The sequence below is a fragment of the Kutzneria buriramensis genome (assembly GCF_003387475.1).
Classification (GTDB): domain Bacteria; phylum Actinomycetota; class Actinomycetes; order Mycobacteriales; family Pseudonocardiaceae; genus Kutzneria; species Kutzneria buriramensis.
Window position 1 is genome coordinate 188,471 of the sequence record NZ_QUNO01000010.1, and the last position, 15,170, is coordinate 203,640.

Consider the following 15,170-nt stretch of genomic DNA (forward strand, 5'->3'; position numbering starts at 1 on the left):
TCAGCAATCAGTGCACACGCCCTGCGAGGGGCTACACCATGGTCGTGACAAGCACGAATGTTCCTCCACCAAGCAAGGCACCCAGCGCTCCACCAGCCAGGACCTGCAAGAGCGTGTGTGCATGGAGTCGGACACGGGACCAGCCAACGAACACGGCCAAGAGAGCGAGAGCGAGCAGCCAAGGCCCGTATGCAATCGCCAGCACATCCACGGAGCAGAACGCCAGTCCTGCGTGCAGGGAGATTTTCCAACGCACAGCGAACGTAATGATCATGCTGGCAACGAGCACGGAGAAGATCGCCGCCGTGACTGCGTGCATCTCGGCTGGTCCCCCAGCTATCGCAAGAACTACCCACCCCACCCCGAGGGACGTGACACACGCAAGCAGGGGGATCCAGCGGCCCTCGCGGTTCGTCACGTGGTGGCTTACCCAACGGCCGAGCTGAGCACCGCGAACGATGACCGCCATCGGAATCGCCGCCCCGGTGACCGCGATCAGCAGTCCCCACAGCACAGTGGGAAGCACAGATCTTGTTGCTTGCCAAGCGATTGCGAACGGGAGAGCGCCCACCCAGACCCACGGTGCGAGAACCTCGGTGGCGACCTTCGCGGCCGAATCGAGGAAGCTTCCCGACTTACTTGTCAACGCGCTCACGCTCAGACTCCCTGATAGCGGCCACGATCGGCGATTTCATGTAGGCGGAGGCGATCCGAGCGAGCCAGGCTACATCAGCGGCTTCGTTTGCGTCGTCCGGCGAGCTGATGACAACGGGCTCCACTGCCTGGACCGGTGCGCCGCGGCGTTGTGCGGCCAACGCTGCCGCGATCACAGCAGCGTCGACGGTCACGCGAAGTTCGTCATCACGGAGACCGCTCGCCTCAGCCTTCGAGCGAGCCTCGCGCTCGACGGCGGGATCGAGGAACGAGCGCAGCGGGCCGATAAGGACATCCCTGATTTCCGTCGCGCGTGCACGCAGGGTCGACACCGACCGTTCCGGGAAGACCACGTCTGGGTTGGCGGACGTGAGGTCCCTCCACAGCGGCAGCAGCAGGCGTTCGGCGCGGCGGTGTGCGTAGATCTGGCCAAGTGGCGGGATCAAGACGCCGATCGCGAGAGTCGAAGCGGAGGTCGTCAACAACACGGTTCCGACGCCTGTGGCGCCGTAGTCGGGCCACGGCGGCGGCGTGCCGAGAGCTACGAGAGCGGTGTAGATGATGCGGTGACATGCCCAGATGAATCCGGACGCCCCGCCAAGGCCGATGACCCAGACGCCGAACCTGAGCCATGGGTCGGGGATGTGCTTGGCTCCGAGAGCAAGGACAACCAGGCTCGCCATGGTCAGGGCGTGATAGCCCTCCCACGCGATGAGGTAGGGCAGCACGCCGGACTTCCCGCCGTAGTTCGACGAAATGTTGTCGAGTCCGAGTCTGAGCGGGCCGATCGCGAAGCACACCACCATGACCGCTCCGACGATGATCGTCAGGTTGCGTCGCCACCGCGCTCTGGCAAGGGCCTGCGCGATCGGCCATCTCACCCGGAGGGCGAACACCTGCCACCAGTAGTCGGAGACCAGCACGATCAAGTGGACGACGATGGTGATCCACAACCAGGTAAGCCCGGCCGGCACAGGGGTTACGACCGGACTCGTCTCAATGAGCATACTCAGGCAGAGCATCACCAACGCGAGGAGCATCGCCGTGACGGCGGGCTTTCGCGTCTGACGCCAGGAGCGCCACCAGAAGGCGACTGCGGCGACGTTGGCGATCGTGATCAACAGGTTCAGGAGATCGACGGTACGCAAGTTGTGTTATCCCTCAAAGGTCGATCGGAAGCGGCGGAGCATGTCCGCGTGGGTCGGGTCGTCTCGACGGTTTCGGCCCGGTAGGGAGAGTTGGCCGCCGCGTTGCTCGACGAGGTACGCGAACAACTCGGCCGCGCGCTCGCGATCGCTGTGATAGTGCGAGCGCTGGGCGGCCTGGCTGATGTTGGCCGTGTTGAGGTCAGTGGCCGGTTCGTCGACGGTCGCCGTCGGGTGCCGGCAGAGCAGGTGGCCAAGCTCGTGAAGGATCACATGCCGCTGGTGCATGGCTGACGTGTCTGACCGGTAGAAGATGTGGACACCCTTGGCCGTGTTCAGCAACACCCCGGACGGCAGGGGTCGGCCTTCGACGTTTGCCTCGGCCACGATGCTCTCCGGGTACGGCTGAACGACGATCGTGGTGTCCATCAGGTGGCCACACGCGCGGCTCAGTTCGGCGACCGTGTACGACTCCGGAAGTGGAAGCGCGGCAACGAGGGCGGCCACGTCTTCGGGATGAGTGATCGCAGGGGGTAACTCGTCCATTTTGTGCTGATCGGCCGTAGGTAGCGCGGCGTTGCAGCTCGACGCCTCCTTGTGAGAACGTTCTCATTTTTGGCCGGTTATGTATCTGGAGTGCCATTAGTCCGTTTCGGGTACGGCGTCCTCGACCACTGCGAGCAGCCGAGTCAGCAGCGCCTGATGTTGAGCCGGCGTCATCTCGTCCACCTGTCGGAGCAACGCTCCCCTGCGTTGCTCTGGCGCGACATGCATGCCACCAGTACGACCAGCCGTTGATGACCGAAGCTCGCGAGCAACTACATTGCGCGCGACATCGACCTTCGTGAAGAACTCCAGCGGCACCTTGAAGTAGTCAGCGATGGACTGAGCCCGCGAGATGCCGGGATCGCTCGCCGGGCTGTGTCGCAGCTTCCAGAGGTACTGCTGCGTCATCGAGTGGCCGGAGTCGCGTATCGCCTGCGCCACCGTCTCGTTGGTCGGCACCACACCGTCTCTCGCGCGACGAAGCTCGAACAGCAGGTTCAACCGATTCATGAACGAGTCGCCGCCGGCCGGTTCGCGCAGGGCCACGCCACACCTCCCTCAACGTTCGTTGTTGACTTGACCAGCGTATTCGCAACAACAGTTGACACCCTCTTGATGGGGCAACCATAGTCGATCACGCAGACGATCACAACGGGGGTTGTGGTGGCTACAACGATAGTTGAAATTGGCTCGGCGTTCTCGACTGCCGGGGTCGCGTGGCGGAGTCGTGGCCAGGCTCTCGCGCACCTGGCGGCGTGGTTGGCGGGGATACCCGCGCCGGGCACCCAGCGCAGGTGCCCGGCAACCGACGAACCGCTCACAACCGTTGCCGTGCATAGGAGAACACGTGTTGATCAGGATCCTTTCCGCCGCATCGCAGGACTCGATGGCGGAGGACACAGTCGAACTCACCGCGCCTGGCGTGGCGCTGCTGGCCGCGCTTCGTGAGGTGGTGGAGAGGCAGGCGCATTACGCGCGTGCCCGAGCTGAGATCGAGAAGGCGTTCAAGGCCGACATGGGTACGGCCGAGGTCGCTGCCGTCGACGGAGCGCCCGTGTTCACGTACCGGACGACGTTGCGGACGTCTCTGACGCAGAAGCTGCTCAAGCAACACTTCCCGGACATCGCGGCGATGTGCTCCGAGACCAAGCGCGTCCGGACCTTCAACCTGCTGGACAAGTGAGCAGGCGTTCGGGGCCTGGCCGCCACGGGGGTGTTGGCCAGGCCACGAACACCGCCCCCACTTCTCTTCGAGCGGTCGCCGATGAGATCACCGCCCGCCTCGTCGGGCTACCTCTGGACTACAGCGCGACCGTCGACGCCATTGCCGCGTTGCTGACCGGCGACCCACGCAACGAGGACCACGTCCGAGCAGTCGTCACCGGGATCGTGACCACTGCGCTCGGCGATCCGTTCCGGGAAGTCAACGCCAACCAGTGGCGCACACGGTTGCCCGGCTGGGTGCGACCGCCGATGGTCGGGGCCACCGTGCGGCAGCTGGTGAACGCCGGCTTGCTCGTAACGACCGATCGGCACGTGCGTTCAACCGACACACATGGCCGTAACGGCAATAAGTTCTGTCCAATCTACGCCCTCAACCTCGCGGCCTTGGTGCCGAACGAGCCGGATGCCGCCGACCCGTCGGCTGCGTCCAGAGGGGCGTGATCCCGACCGAAGGCCATGCCGACGCCGACGCCGCGCGGCGGTGTCTGCACGGGGAGCTGCTCGCTGAGGAGCTGACCACGACCGCCCGTGAGCTGGTTGTTGCGTGGGCGCACGCCCGCGGCCCCACGGACGCGGCCGTCGCTGCGCGCACCGGCATGACCACCTACACCGCTGCCCGGATCCGGGCGCGGCTTTGCCTTGCTGCACATCGTTCTTTCTAGGGGGACCTACCTGTGGCGCGTGATCACGCCCGCATCTTGTGCACGATCTGGAACGACAAGGAATGGAGGCGGCTCTCGGCGACCGCGAAGACGGTCTACGTCCAACTGCTTTCGCAACCGCGGTTGTCCTACGCCGGCCTGCTCGACCTCGCTGTCAAGCGCTGGGCGTCGGCGCACGAGGACATCTCCGTGCAGCAGATGCGCGCGGCGCTGTCCGAGCTGGACGCCGCCCGATTCCTGGTGGTCGACCACGACACCGAGGAACTCGTTGTCCGCACACTGATCCGCAATGACGGCATCGACAAGCAGCCGCAGGTGCTCGCCGCCGCGTTGAGGCAGTCCTTCGAGATCGAGTCGCCGATCCTGCGGTCCGCTGTGGCCGCCGAGCTGCGGCGCCTGCCGGTCGACCTCGTCGGCCAGGCGCCTGCGATCGTGGCGGCCGCGCTGGAGGCCGGCGAGCACGAGCTGCCGCCCGCTGCGAAGGCCGCCATGAGCGCCCATCGCAAACGGCCCAAGACGCCGGCCGCGTCGGAGCCTCCCGTTGAGCCGGCTCTCGTGCCAGCGGACAACGACGGCCCGCCGGCCAGACACCGATTTCCCGACCCTGCCGGCACCCCTTCCGCGAATCCTTCGCACAACCCTTCCGCGCAGGCTCAGGGGGAAGGGGGCAGGGGGCAAGGGACTGTGGTTGTCCCTGTTGCGGTAGCAGCTACTCGGGTTGGGGGACCCCCGCGCGCACACGTGAGCGCCCAGACGCGCGAGGCCGCCGCCCGGCTGGTCGCCGAGAACACCCCCACCCTGCCGAAGTCCGTTGCCCGCCAACTGGTCGAGCACGCCTCGGCGCTGCTCGTCGACGGCGAGCAGGCCGAGCACGTCGCCGCTGGGCTGCGGCGCTGGTCGGGCAAGACCCTGCCGCCCCGGCTGCTGCCGGAGCTGGTCGGCGAGGCCATGCGGGGCCAGGTCATCGCCGCCACCAACGCGCCCCGGTCCCGGGCGGATGAGGCGGTGGCCGCGACGCTGGCGATGGCCCAGCGGGTCGCGGTCGAGGACAACGACCAGAGCGCGTTCGGCCGGCTGCTCCGAGGTGAGACTCCTCCTGCAGACGGTCAGCCGGCGGTGTTCGGGGAGCTGCTGGGCGAGACGGTCTCGGTGGTGGCGGCATGAGCGACTCCGGCCAGCTGATGACCCGCACGGACGTCACCAAGCTGCTCACGCTGACGTCGTCGTTCAGCCGCCGGGCGATGGGCGAGGTCGACCTGTTGCGCTGGCAGCACGACCTAGCCGGCTACGGCCTGACCGAGTGCGAGGCGGCGATCTACGCCCACGCCAAGACGAACCCCGACGGCATCACCCCGACGGTGATCATCGCCCGGATCAAGCAGGCCCGCCGCGCCAAGGAAGCCCGCACGCTGCGCGTGGTCGGCGACCCGCAGGCCGAGCGGGCCCGGTTCGCGGCCGCCGGCGCTCGGGGGATCTCCGCCGTGTACGCGGCGATGGGCTGGGAGCACATCCCCGAGCGGTCGGCCGCGCTGGCGCGGCAGTGCCCGCTGGAGTCCTGCGGAGCCAAACCGGGGGCGCGCTGCCAGCGCATCGGGCGAAACCACGGCGGCCGGGCGCAGTCCCGCGACCCGCGCACCGGTCTGCACCCGGCACGGCTGGCCGATCCGATCGAGCCGGCCGCCGTCGAGGCGGGAGCGAGCGCATGACCGACCAACTGACCGACTTCGTCCAGAGTGGACACTCCACGCGGCGGGAAGCCGCGGAGGCCCGGCAGCGGGCGGCGCTGGCTCGGTTGACGTGGGAGACGGCCGTGGACCAGCTCGTCCGGGTGGGGTTCGTGAAGCTGCTGCGCGATGACGGGACCATCGAGCGGGCCGAGGTGCTGCCGCTGCTGGACCAGCTCGCCGAGGCGGTCACGCCGGGCGGCGAGTACACCAGCGGGGGCGGCCTGGGCTCCAAGCCGCCGGCCGACCTGACAGCGTTGTCCCTGCTGGCCGAGATCAGCACCGAGGTCCGCCGCTGCTGCGCCGGCCACGACCACCCGCACCCGGCCGAGCTGGGCCCGCACGTGGACCGGTGGGCGGCACACGCCGAGCAGTGGCAGCACGACGCCCCCGAGTACGTGTGCTGGGCCGCTGCCGTGGCCAACGACTGGGTGCGCCGCGCCCGCCAGATCCTGGACCCGCCCCGCCGCTACACCCTGCGGGGCCGAGCCTGCCCGGTATGCCGGGCCACAGCGGTGCACACCTGGTCCGAGGACGAAGGCGACTTCGTGCGCCGGCCCGCGCTGGCCATCGACAGCGACCGCACCGAGGTCGTGTGCGGAGCGTGTGCGCAGCGGTGGCCGCTGGGGGCCTGGACAGCGCTCGCGGCGAAGTCCACACCCGACAGCGAGAGTGACGAGGATCACTCTCTAGTGGTCACTGAAGGCATTGACGCATGACGCGCAAACACCGATACTGGTCGGGCTGAGTACACGTGTGCCCAAAACCGGAGAGCCCCGGTTGACCGTATCCCTGGTCAACCGGGGCTCTCCGCCGTTCCGGCCCTGCTGGCTTGGTTCCCGGTTGCCCCTGCCAGCCGCTCAGAGAGCCGCACAGGGCCGGAAAAGCCCCAAGGGGGACCGGACCCCACTCCGGTCCCCCTTGGGATGCTCAGCTGGTAGCCACTGAGGTGGCCGCTACGGCAGCTTGCCGTGGTGTGGCAACCACCCCTGCTCCGGCAGATCATCCGGGCCGTCTGGGACGAACCCCTTGCGCCACCAGTCAACGGCGACATCGGTCACCGCGTGCAGCAGCTCCTTGCGGTCGTCGTAGGCGTGCAGCTCGACGTCACCCTCAATGTAGGTGGCGAACGCCCACAGGTCGTTCTCCGGCTCGACGTAGATCGCCACGATCATCAGCGGCCAGATGCCGAGCTGCCAGCCACGCTCGCCCCAGATGCCGGGCGTGACCCAACCGCGCTCGTGCATGGCCTCCATCCAGTCGTCGCCGTCATAGAAGTCCTCGTACTGCACGGGCATCCGGGGAAGGTGGCCCGGCTGCAACTCGATCTCGGCCACCTCAGACCTCCCACCCCAGAACGGTGCGGGCCACGTGCCGCACAGCCTCGTCATGCCGCGCGTTGATCACGCTGGTAGCGGTTTGCGGCATCCACTGGTTGCCCTTAAACCATTGGTACCCGTGGCGGATCCAGGGATCCGTGCGCAGGCTCGCCCGATTCACCGTGACCCCGGCGGGTGCGAGGGCGGCCAGCGACTCCGCCGTCTTGGCCGCCAACGACGCCTCCCACGCCTTGTCGCGCAACTCGGCGAAGTACTCCCAGTAGGTGCGCGTGTTGAGCAGCACCTGATCACCAGATGCCAGCATCGTCAGCATGGTGGCCAACCGCTCCAGCTGGCTTGTGCGAGGCCAGGGTGTGTGGGACAGCAGGGCCAGCCCGAACAGCCCCTTTTCGCCGTGGATCGTGACGAAGTTGTCCTTGCCGAAGACGCGGATCAGTTCGCGGGCGTTGGCCGCCGTCTGGATGGTGCCGCTGACGTTGGAGTAGGTCACCGGCAGCACCAGCACGTCGGGGCTCCAGAAGAAGTCAGCCGGCGTGAAGGTGCTCCAGTCGACGGTGTCGCCGTAGTTCAGCGGGCCCGGCCGAAGCACATCGCTGACGCCGAACTCCTCCCCGCCTGCTTCCCGGATCACGTCGTACAACTTGGTCGAGTCGGTCATGCCGCCGGCACCTCCAGCAGCTCGACCGCCGTGCGGGCGAGCTTGCCCAGCCGCCCAAACAGCACGTCTTCGGCACGGTATTTCAGGTCGTCGGCGGTCTGGTCGGTCCGTGCAGCAACGTTGTGCTCAATGGCGGTCAGGATGGCTTGCAGCCCGCCGTATCGGGTGCCCCCGATGCCGGCGAACTGGTCCACCTCGCCCTTGAACATGATCTTCAACATGCCTTGGCGGTTCTCGTAGAGCTCCCTCACCGAGCTGTTGGCGGTGTCGGCCGGCTTCGACCAGATCTGGTCGCAGACCTTCTCGAACTCGGCGACCGTCAGCTTCTTGGCGCGCATCGCCGAGGCGATCTCGCCAACCTTGGCGGCGTGCCGGACCGCGCTGTCCAGTGCCTCGCTGGCCTCGGTCAGCCGGGCGTCGGCGTCATCGGCGCTGCTGAGCGTGAGCCGGTCGGCCGCGAAGTGCTGGATGGTGTTGGACGCCAGCCGCACCGCCTCGAACCTGATCTCCGAGGGCCTGCCGGGCAACAACGAGTTGATCAGCACGACCCGCATCTCCAGCTCGTCGGACTTGCCGACGGCGATCAGCTCCGGCAGCTTGACTGTGGCGAACGCGGCCGTGTTGTTCCACAGTGGACCGGCGGGGCCGAACTTCGCCTTGGCCTGCTTGACGATCTCGGTCAGGATGCTGGCGCGCGTGTCGATCGGGACCGCCGTGTACTGGCGGGTGGTGACCGCCCCGAGGTACTCGGTGAAGCCCTCGGAGTTGGTGCGGGCCAAGCCCCACGCGCCGGGTGCCTCGATGATGTCGGTCGTGTGGTCGTCGGTGACCTTGCCGTCGGCGTCCGGGTCCGTCTCAGCCTTGCCCACCGAGCAGGCCGGGGTGTGCTTCTGCCCCTTCGGGCGCTCACACTCGATGCAGACCCCGATGTCGGACAGCAGCGCCATCGGCTCCAGGCGCGGGTCCCAGTCGGACAGCTCCGCCTTCTTCAGCAGCTCGCCGACGTTGCGGGAGTTGTTGACAGCGGTGGCCAGCGTGGACCAGGCGTCCGTCGGCTTGAACTTGGGAGTCGTGCCCTGTTTTTGGGCAGGGGGTACCGGCTTCGTCATTGCGTGCTCTTTCTGAAATGCCGTCAGGGTGTTGCCTCACCCCGAACGGCTGATGGGTAGGGCTAGCTTTGCCGCTTACGCGGCGCGGAGCGATCCGGAGCAACGCCGGCGTTCCGCAACACATAGTTGGTCTTGTTGCGCGACCATCCGGTCGCCTCGCTGATCTCGATCGCGAGCATCCCGGCCAACCGCGCGGCGGCCGCGTCGGCTTGCACCTGCTCCTCGACCTTGGCGAGCTGTTCAGCGAGCTCGTCACGGCGGGCGAGGCGTAGCGCGAGACGGCGCTTCGGGTCGTCAACGCTGTCGATCGGGTCAACGGGAGGGGTGTCGCGGTACTCGGACATGTGCAGGATCTTGCCCGCCGTGCCGGTGGACCGTCGACGCGCTCGCACCGAAGCCAGGGCGGTCAGCCGCCGGGGCAGGGTGATGACGATCGCCTGGGATGCCGGCAGCGGCAGGACGGTAGGATCTCCTCTGTCGGAACTCATCTCGCTCTTTCTGGGGTTCCGGCCGATCGCGTCCCGGGGTGTTGCCTCACCGTTGTACCGGGACGCGATCGCTGCCGTTTAATCGATGATCTTCATGACGGGGTCATAGTCCCCCTTAGACCGCCACTCGCGCTCTTCCATGAAATTGACCAGCGCAAAGAACCGGCGTCGACCGCCGTCGCGGGACCATCCGTAAGACTGAATGAATTCGGTGACCTGCTGCTCATATCGCTTGGCCACCGTGGTGAGCAGGGCCGGCGGACGGCCACGGAAGACGACCTTGTCCGTCAGCCCCCAGAGGCAGATCTCCATGAACGTGTTGCCGTAGACGTAGACCTGGAGCTCGATCCCGACCCCCGCCGCCTCACACTCGGCGCTGTCCAGGACCGCGAAGTCCGCGAGCATCCTGCGCGCCAAGGTCTCCAGGTCGGTGATGTGCCGAGTGCCGTCGAACCGGCTTCCGTACCGATAACCAGTCATCATCTTTTTCGCCATAACAGCTCTCTCTGTTTGACTCCCGACCCCGGGGTGTTGCCTCACCCCCGAACCGCCCAACACCTATATAGTGTCACACCAGAGGACACTAAACAATAGGATTTGAAGAGACCTGGACCACATTAGTCCGAATGTAGTAATCCTAATCGAATTGCTTCCCATTCGATTCGCTTGACGCTGAATTCAATTGGGGTGGCGCATTGCCGTTCCAATCCCGTCGCCCCTGTACGCAGCCCGGCTGCCCGAACACCACGAGCCGGGGCGGGCGGTGCCCGTCATGTCGGTCCCGCTCCCGCCGGGCCCATGGGACCTCGGCGCAGCGTGGCTACTCTGCCGGCCACCGCAGCCGCTTCCGTCCCGGCGTGCTGACGCGCGACCCGGTGTGCCGCTGCGACCGGCGGGACTGTCGGCACCACGCGGGCGCGGCCTGCACCCGAGCGGCGACGGTAGCCGACCACTGGCCGGTGATTCGCCGCGACCTCGTGGCCGCCGGCCGCGACGCTGACGATCCACGCCACGGGCGAGGGCTGTGCGCCTGGTGTCACTCCCGAGTCACCGCCCGGACCGCAGTTACCCGTGGTGGCTGGCATCAGCCCTAAACATCCACTATGGACAGCGCCGACCGGCCTTGTCCTGCGACGCCCTCGCCCGGTCGACGACGCCGTCGTCCTTTGTGGACCGCACTCCCAGGGGAGGGACCCCTCAGCACGACGACGGCGAACAAGCCTATGAGGGCCGTCCGGGTCTTGCCAGGTTTTTCAGACGCTTCCGGGCACGTCTTCGCCGTCGCTCTCGCCCTTGACGATCTTGCCGACCCACACGTCCGACAGACCGACGTAGGACGCGATCCGGCGGTGCGAGATGTTCAGCGCGGAAGCCTGGATGATCAGGCGGTTTCGCTCGTCGCGCCATGCCCGGTGCTGCTCGGAGGCGGCCGCCGCCTCCTCCAGCACGGCCTCGCGCTGCTGCTCGGCTTGCTTGATCACATCGGCCACGCGCCGATGCTAACTCAGTTCGCACGTCCGAACCTTGTTCGGACGCAAGCGCAGGGAGGTCGCCACTGATCACCATCGAGGGCCGCCCCTCCTCGGCCCAGCTGCTTACCCAGTTGGCCCAGGAGGGAAACCCGGTTTTACTCGCGTTCTCGCGGGGCAAGGACTCCATCGCGGCGTGGCTGGCACTGCGGGAATACGGCATCGAGGTCGTGCCCTACCACCTGTACTCGATCCCCGGCCTGAAGTTCGTGGACGAGTCGCTCAAGGCGTTCGAGGACTTCTTCGACACGAAGATCATCGACTTGCCGCACCCGTCGCTCTACCGGTGGCTGACCAGCTACGTGTTCACCCCGCCGGAGCGGTGGCCGATCATCCAGGCGTCCGGCATCACCGAGCCCACCTACGAGGAGGTCGCCGACGGCATCCGCGCCGACTACGACCTGGCCGGGGCGTGGAACATCGACGGCGTGCGGGCCGCGGACTCGCCGATGCGGCGGATGGCGATGTCCACCCACGGCCCGGTCCGCGAGCACACGCGGAAGATGTCGGTCATCTGGGACTGGCAGATCGCCGACATCCGCCAGTGCCTGAAGCGGCACGCCGTCCAGCTGCCGATCGACTACGAGTGGTTCGGCCGCAGCTTCGACGGCATCGACTACCGGTTTCTGGAGCCGGTCCGCAGCAACGCCCCCGACGACTACGCCCGGATCGTGTCCTGGTTCCCCTTGGTCGAACTGGAGTTCTTCCGCCGTGACCTCACCCGCTGACGACCCCAACGCCGCGCTGCTTGCGCAGTTGCAGGCGGCGGCGTCGGTGACCGCTGTGTCCTCCAACGACGACGTGCTGGCGTTCCTCAACGCCGAGCCCGACCCGGATCCGCTCGCCGATGTCGACTACACCGGCGACGAGGAGACCGACGCCCGCGCGGAGCTCGACGCGCTGCACCGCGGCTTCCGTGAGCGCACCGCCCGCGAGGCCGAGCGGCTGCTGCTGGCGACCGAGTCGGAGTACTGGTTCTGTGTCTGCTTTCGCACCCGTAAGGACAAGGAGGCTTTCCTCGGCGCCGCCGGCCTGATCGCGATCGGGGACAAGTACCTCGACGGCTACGCCACCGCGAAACTTCTGGGCGTGGCGATGCCCAGCACCGACGACACGGAGAGGGGGTGATGTAGATGCCTCCTCGCGCACGACGGTCGACCAGCGCCGGCAGGGGCCGGGCGACCCGGGCGACGGCGAAGAAGGCCAGCACGACCCGCCGGAAGGCCACCACCGCGCCGAAGGCTGCCAGCCGTGGCAAGGCGAATTCTGGGTCCAGCTGACCGAGCGCTGAGGATCGCGCAGCGCGGGCGGGAGGTGCCTGATGGGCAAACGTGGCCCCGCAGGCAAGCCCACCGCGCTGCGCGTCCTGCACGGCGACCGCAAAGACCGGATCAACCAGACCGAGCCGACGCCGCCGGAGACCGAGATCGTGCCGCCGGAGTGGCTGTCGCCGGACGCGCGGGCGGCCTGGGACCGCTTGGCCCCGACGCTGATCCAGCGCGGCGTGCTGACCGCCTGGGACCTCGACGCGTTCGTGGTGCTGTGCGAGGCGCTGGGCCGGTACAAGACGGCCACGAAGCTGGTCAACGGCTCCGCGCTGCTCGTACCCGCCGGCAGTGGCCTGGGTCCGAACCCGGCGCTGCGCGTGCAGGCCGACGCCGAGCGGATCTTCCTGACCTACGCCGCCCGCTTCGGCCTGACCCCGTCGGACCGCCAGGCGCTCAAGACCGAGACGGGCGGCGATGCCCACACAAACGGCGGCGCGGACCGGCTCCTCTCCTAAGACCCGCACCAAGACGGCGGCCGCGAAGAAGACGACGGCGACGACAACCGCGGCCAAGCCACGGGCGGCGCGGAAGAAGCCGCCGGCGTTGCCGGTGTGCGGTCGGACCTTCGACGGCACGGTGTGCCGCAAGCGCGGGGACCACCTGTGCATGCAGCGCGCGGCGCACGCGGTCGCGTTCGCTCAAGAGGTCTGCGTGCACACGAAAGACCGGTGGGCGCGTAAGCCGTTCCTGTTGGCCGAGTGGCAGCAGGACGACATCGTGGTGCCGTTGTTCGGCGAGGTCCGCTGGGACCCGGAGTGGGAGTGCTACGTCCGGCGCTTCCGCATCGGGTGGATCGAGCTGGCGCGCAAGAACGGCAAGTCCGAGCTGTTGGCGTTCGTGGCGCTGTACATGCTGGTCGCCGACGGCGTGGAGGGCGCGGAGATCTACGGCTGTGCCCTGGACATCGCCCAGGCGCGCAAGGTGTTCGACGTCGCCGCCCGCATGGTCAAGCTCTCCCCGGTGCTCTCGCGCCGGCTGCGGGTGATCGACCACGCCGCCCGAATCGTCGACGAGCGGACCGGCAGCTTCTACGAAGCCGTCGCCGCCGACGCCAAGGGCAACCTCGGCCACAACCCGTCGGCGGTGATCTTCGACGAGGTCTTGACGCAGCCCAACGGCGAGTTGTGGTCAGCGATGCGCACCGGCATGGGCACCCGGATGCAACCCCTGATGCTCGCCGCGACCACGGCGGGCAACGACCCCGCCTCGTTCGCGAAGTCCGAGCATGACGAGTGCGTGCGGATCGCCGATGACCCGGCGCGGGCACCGCACCGGTTCGTGTACCTGCGCAACCTGTCGGCGGACGCCGACCCGTGGGACGAGGCGAACTGGCACCTGGCCAACCCGGCGCTCGGCGACTTCCTGAGCATCGAGGCCCTGCGCGAGGAAGCCCGCGAGGCCCGCAACGACCCGGCCCGGGAGAACTCGTTCCGCCAGTTCCGGCTCAACCAGTGGGTGCAGCAGTCCACGCGGTGGATGCCGATGCACCTCTACAACCTGTGCGCCGGCACCCCCGCCGCCGAGCCCGAGCAGCTGCGGGCGCGACACGCCGGAAAGCCGGCCTGGGGCGGACTCGACCTCGCCTCCAAGCTCGACCTCACCGCGTGGTGTCTGGTTGTACCCGACGGCATCGACGGGCACCTCTCGGCGCTGTGGCGGTTCTGGCTGCCCGAGGCCGCCGTGGCGTTCCTCGACAAGCACACCGACAGCCGGGTGTCCCGCTGGGTCGAGGCCGGCTGGATCACCGTCACGCCCGGCGAAGTCATCGACTACGACCTCGTGGAAGCCGACATCGCCGCCGACTGCGCCGCGCTACGCGTCGCGGACATCTCCTACGACGAGTGGTCCGGCGAACCCGTCCGGCAGCGACTGGAGCGGCGAACCCGGGTGCCGATGTACCCCGTGCCGCAGACCTACCGGGGCCTCACGCCCGGCATGATCGAGTTGATGGCCCTGACCCGCTCCCGGGCTTGGAGTCATCATGCGAATCCCGTGGCGGCTTGGTGCTTCGACAACGTGGAAGTCCGCTCGCCGGCAGGCGAGCCGGACCTGATCCGCCCGGACAAGCCTGAGCGCGGCAAGACCGGCAAGCGTATTGACGCTGTGCCGACCACCGCTATGGCTGTAGGCGGCTGGCGGCTACGTGGTCAGAAGGTTAAGAAGTCATCCCGAATGGTGGTGATGGGGTAGTCGTAAGCGCGGAGCTCGCATGGTACGAGACGCCGAGCTCGTTTCGCATGGCCGTTCTTAGCTGCACAAGAAGCTTGCCGTACTGCCCACTTCCCTCTTTGGGTTTCGGGCTCACCTCGACACCATGGGCTGCGACCATGAAGGCAATCTGAAGCTCCAGCAGGCCCTTTCCTATCCGCGTAACCGATTCGCCGCCATCCTCTATCAGTGCGATGTGCCAGTAGATCTCCCACGCGGCAAGGTTCAACTCGTGCATTTCTGTCGTGTCGGATTTCTTGACAACTACACCAAATTTTTCATTAGGAACATACTTGCGAAACTGATCAAGTAGGCTTAGAAACTTGCTGTAGGTTTGGAGGCGCTCGGCGCGCCACTCCGACTTTATTGCAATCGCATGGGCCTCGGATTGCTTCCAAATGTCGTGTTGTCTCTGCTCGCGTTCGCGCTTCCTCGCGGCACGCGCGGTTAGGAACGCACCGCCCAACGCTCCACCCAAACCGCCCACCAGCGTGCCGATCAACGGCAACACAATCACGAGCCACTGGGGAACCTGGCCACTCGGCATGGGCTGGA

General features: G+C 67.3%; 21 protein-coding genes. 10 read left to right on the forward strand and 11 right to left on the reverse strand.

The features are described from left to right. Positions 1–31: 31 nt before the first annotated feature. The 4 genes from BCF44_RS28610 to BCF44_RS28625 all read right to left on the reverse strand — a co-directional run bounded on the left by BCF44_RS28610 (position 32) and on the right by BCF44_RS28625 (position 2,891). The gene (locus BCF44_RS28610) at positions 32–655 is read right to left on the reverse strand and encodes a phosphatase PAP2 family protein (RefSeq protein ID WP_246015663.1); all 624 of its coding nucleotides are present in this window, start codon (positions 653–655) and stop codon (positions 32–34) included. Then, positions 636–1,802, reverse strand: coding sequence for an MAB_1171c family putative transporter (locus tag BCF44_RS28615; RefSeq protein WP_116177498.1), 1,167 nt, complete (start codon positions 1,800–1,802; stop codon positions 636–638). The genes BCF44_RS28610 and BCF44_RS28615 overlap by 20 nt, the downstream gene beginning before the upstream one ends. Positions 1,803–1,808: 6 nt before the next feature. Beyond that, positions 1,809–2,345: an ImmA/IrrE family metallo-endopeptidase gene (locus BCF44_RS28620; protein WP_147328667.1), complete on the reverse strand. Its 537-nt coding sequence runs from the start codon at positions 2,343–2,345 to the stop codon at positions 1,809–1,811. Between the two features lie 96 nt (positions 2,346–2,441). Further along, a complete protein-coding gene (locus tag BCF44_RS28625; RefSeq protein ID WP_116177500.1) occupies positions 2,442–2,891 on the reverse strand; it encodes a hypothetical protein in 450 nt (149 codons plus the stop codon). A gap of 301 nt (positions 2,892–3,192) precedes the next feature. Here BCF44_RS28625 and BCF44_RS28630 point away from each other — a divergent pair, with 301 nt between their 5' ends. From BCF44_RS28630 to BCF44_RS28655, 6 genes are all read left to right on the forward strand, one after another. Beyond that, positions 3,193–3,528: a hypothetical protein gene (locus BCF44_RS28630; RefSeq protein ID WP_116177501.1), complete on the forward strand. Its 336-nt coding sequence runs from the start codon at positions 3,193–3,195 to the stop codon at positions 3,526–3,528. 149 nt (positions 3,529–3,677) lie between these two features. Then, positions 3,678–4,010 carry a hypothetical protein gene (locus BCF44_RS28635; protein WP_116177502.1) on the forward strand — a complete coding sequence of 111 codons (333 nt, stop codon included), beginning with the start codon at positions 3,678–3,680 and terminating at the stop codon, positions 4,008–4,010. Beyond that, positions 4,007–4,231: a hypothetical protein gene (locus BCF44_RS28640; protein WP_116177503.1), complete on the forward strand. Its 225-nt coding sequence runs from the start codon at positions 4,007–4,009 to the stop codon at positions 4,229–4,231. The genes BCF44_RS28635 and BCF44_RS28640 overlap by 4 nt, the downstream gene beginning before the upstream one ends. A 12-nt stretch (positions 4,232–4,243) precedes the next feature. Next, positions 4,244–5,395: a hypothetical protein gene (locus tag BCF44_RS28645; RefSeq protein WP_116177504.1), complete on the forward strand. Its 1,152-nt coding sequence runs from the start codon at positions 4,244–4,246 to the stop codon at positions 5,393–5,395. Continuing rightward, the gene (locus tag BCF44_RS28650; RefSeq protein WP_116177505.1) at positions 5,392–5,937 is read left to right on the forward strand and encodes a zinc finger domain-containing protein; all 546 of its coding nucleotides are present in this window, start codon (positions 5,392–5,394) and stop codon (positions 5,935–5,937) included. The genes BCF44_RS28645 and BCF44_RS28650 overlap by 4 nt, the downstream gene beginning before the upstream one ends. After that, a complete protein-coding gene (locus tag BCF44_RS28655; protein WP_116177506.1) occupies positions 5,934–6,674 on the forward strand; it encodes a DUF7341 domain-containing protein in 741 nt (246 codons plus the stop codon). The genes BCF44_RS28650 and BCF44_RS28655 overlap by 4 nt, the downstream gene beginning before the upstream one ends. Before the next feature lie 237 nt (positions 6,675–6,911). Here BCF44_RS28655 and BCF44_RS28660 read toward each other — a convergent pair whose 3' ends face one another. The 6 genes from BCF44_RS28660 to BCF44_RS28690 all read right to left on the reverse strand — a co-directional run bounded on the left by BCF44_RS28660 (position 6,912) and on the right by BCF44_RS28690 (position 11,040). After that, positions 6,912–7,292 (reverse strand): hypothetical protein, encoded by a 381-nt coding sequence (locus BCF44_RS28660; RefSeq protein WP_116177507.1) that lies wholly within the window; start codon positions 7,290–7,292, stop codon positions 6,912–6,914. 1 nt (position 7,293) lies between these two features. After that, a complete protein-coding gene (locus tag BCF44_RS28665) occupies positions 7,294–7,953 on the reverse strand; it encodes a hypothetical protein (RefSeq protein ID WP_116177508.1) in 660 nt (219 codons plus the stop codon). After that, complete coding sequence (locus BCF44_RS28670) at positions 7,950–9,062, reverse strand: DUF932 domain-containing protein (RefSeq protein WP_116177509.1); 1,113 nt, start codon at positions 9,060–9,062, stop codon at positions 7,950–7,952. Before BCF44_RS28670 ends, BCF44_RS28665 begins: the two co-directional genes overlap by 4 nt. A gap of 62 nt (positions 9,063–9,124) precedes the next feature. After that, the gene (locus BCF44_RS28675; protein WP_147328668.1) at positions 9,125–9,406 is read right to left on the reverse strand and encodes a hypothetical protein; all 282 of its coding nucleotides are present in this window, start codon (positions 9,404–9,406) and stop codon (positions 9,125–9,127) included. Positions 9,407–9,628: 222 nt separating this feature from the next. Beyond that, entirely contained in the window at positions 9,629–10,045 is a 417-nt protein-coding gene (locus tag BCF44_RS28680) for a hypothetical protein (RefSeq protein WP_116177511.1), read from the reverse strand. A 758-nt stretch (positions 10,046–10,803) separates the two neighbouring features. Continuing rightward, positions 10,804–11,040 carry a hypothetical protein gene (locus tag BCF44_RS28690; RefSeq protein WP_116177513.1) on the reverse strand — a complete coding sequence of 79 codons (237 nt, stop codon included), beginning with the start codon at positions 11,038–11,040 and terminating at the stop codon, positions 10,804–10,806. A 113-nt stretch (positions 11,041–11,153) separates the two neighbouring features. Here BCF44_RS28690 and BCF44_RS28695 point away from each other — a divergent pair, with 113 nt between their 5' ends. The 4 genes from BCF44_RS28695 to BCF44_RS28710 all read left to right on the forward strand — a co-directional run bounded on the left by BCF44_RS28695 (position 11,154) and on the right by BCF44_RS28710 (position 14,597). Beyond that, on the forward strand, positions 11,154–11,807 hold the full coding sequence (locus tag BCF44_RS28695) for an adenine nucleotide alpha hydrolase family protein (RefSeq protein ID WP_116177514.1): 654 nt from the start codon (positions 11,154–11,156) through the stop codon (positions 11,805–11,807). Then, positions 11,791–12,207 carry a hypothetical protein gene (locus BCF44_RS28700; protein ID WP_116177515.1) on the forward strand — a complete coding sequence of 139 codons (417 nt, stop codon included), beginning with the start codon at positions 11,791–11,793 and terminating at the stop codon, positions 12,205–12,207. Before BCF44_RS28695 ends, BCF44_RS28700 begins: the two co-directional genes overlap by 17 nt. 193 nt (positions 12,208–12,400) lie before the next feature. Beyond that, complete coding sequence (locus BCF44_RS28705) at positions 12,401–12,862, forward strand: phage terminase small subunit P27 family (protein WP_116177516.1); 462 nt, start codon at positions 12,401–12,403, stop codon at positions 12,860–12,862. Beyond that, positions 12,822–14,597, forward strand: coding sequence for a terminase large subunit (locus BCF44_RS28710; protein WP_116177517.1), 1,776 nt, complete (start codon positions 12,822–12,824; stop codon positions 14,595–14,597). The genes BCF44_RS28705 and BCF44_RS28710 overlap by 41 nt, the downstream gene beginning before the upstream one ends. On the opposite strand, the gene BCF44_RS54845 is transcribed toward BCF44_RS28710, so the two are convergent. Beyond that, complete coding sequence (locus BCF44_RS54845; RefSeq protein WP_147328669.1) at positions 14,563–15,162, reverse strand: hypothetical protein; 600 nt, start codon at positions 15,160–15,162, stop codon at positions 14,563–14,565. The two genes, BCF44_RS28710 and BCF44_RS54845, sit on opposite strands and share 35 nt — an antisense overlap. Positions 15,163–15,170 lie beyond the last annotated feature (8 nt).

Bases quoted from the DNA above. Each gene is read 5' to 3' on its own strand.
- BCF44_RS28670 (WP_116177509.1), bottom strand. From the start codon at position 9,062: ATGACGAAGCCGGTACCCCCTGCCCAAAAACAGGGCACGACTCCCAAG.
- BCF44_RS28620 (WP_147328667.1), bottom strand. From the start codon at position 2,345: ATGGACGAGTTACCCCCTGCGATCACTCATCCCGAAGACGTGGCCGCC.
- BCF44_RS54845 (WP_147328669.1), bottom strand. From the start codon at position 15,162: ATGCCGAGTGGCCAGGTTCCCCAGTGGCTCGTGATTGTGTTGCCGTTG.
- BCF44_RS28675 (WP_147328668.1), bottom strand. From the start codon at position 9,406: ATGTCCGAGTACCGCGACACCCCTCCCGTTGACCCGATCGACAGCGTT.
- BCF44_RS28705 (WP_116177516.1), top strand. From the start codon at position 12,401: ATGGGCAAACGTGGCCCCGCAGGCAAGCCCACCGCGCTGCGCGTCCTG.
- BCF44_RS28650 (WP_116177505.1), top strand. From the start codon at position 5,392: ATGAGCGACTCCGGCCAGCTGATGACCCGCACGGACGTCACCAAGCTG.
- BCF44_RS28665 (WP_116177508.1), bottom strand. From the start codon at position 7,953: ATGACCGACTCGACCAAGTTGTACGACGTGATCCGGGAAGCAGGCGGG.
- BCF44_RS28680 (WP_116177511.1), bottom strand. From the start codon at position 10,045: ATGGCGAAAAAGATGATGACTGGTTATCGGTACGGAAGCCGGTTCGAC.
- BCF44_RS28710 (WP_116177517.1), top strand. From the start codon at position 12,822: ATGCCCACACAAACGGCGGCGCGGACCGGCTCCTCTCCTAAGACCCGC.
- BCF44_RS28655 (WP_116177506.1), top strand. From the start codon at position 5,934: ATGACCGACCAACTGACCGACTTCGTCCAGAGTGGACACTCCACGCGG.